This is a genomic window from Psychrobacter sp. 1U2 (assembly GCF_051847575.1).
Genome location: NZ_JBPYDC010001624.1, coordinates 1 through 555, shown reverse-complemented (window position 1 = coordinate 555; position 555 = coordinate 1). Strand labels below are relative to the sequence as shown.

The 555-nt window shown below is 45.2% G+C and carries 1 pseudogene; it reads left to right on the top strand.

Going from position 1 to position 555, the window contains the following annotated elements:
* Positions 1–555, top strand: a pseudogene (locus tag ACS8FD_RS23520) (hypothetical protein); the annotation flags it as partial.

Sequence of the window (555 nt, the reverse complement as noted above, 5' to 3'; positions counted from 1 at the left end):
CGATTGAGCGTATGATTGTCAGTGACAGCTCACATGATGCAGTGTTACGCCTGCGTAGTGTTGATGGCAGTATTATTTATGCTTTTGATCAGCTCTATACAGCCAATCGCCACTTATATCAACAAAGCACGCCTTATTTTGTGAATTTTAGCGCTTGGGCACACGAAATCTCGATCAGCGATCAAGAGGAAGTCATTATGGTCGAGGATCAAGAAGCGATTCGCTATCATCGCGCTTTTAACGATATCGTTGCAGCCAATGATGGACAAGTGCCAGAAGACATTCAAGAACAGATTAAAGGTTGGCAACCAGAAACCAAAGAACAGATGGCGCCAGTAGAGATTAACTTGGGTCACATGTGTGCTTATCTATTTGGCGATACACTCGGCCAAGAAGACGAAGCATGGTGTCAGGGGCAAGTTATTGGCAAACAAGAAACGACGTTCAATGACAAGCCCATTATTTTGTTCGATGTGGTTATCTTGCGTGAGCAAGATGCAGACCCATTTGTTGTGCGTATCGGCGCTCTGAGTACGGCAAGCACAAAGGCCATCA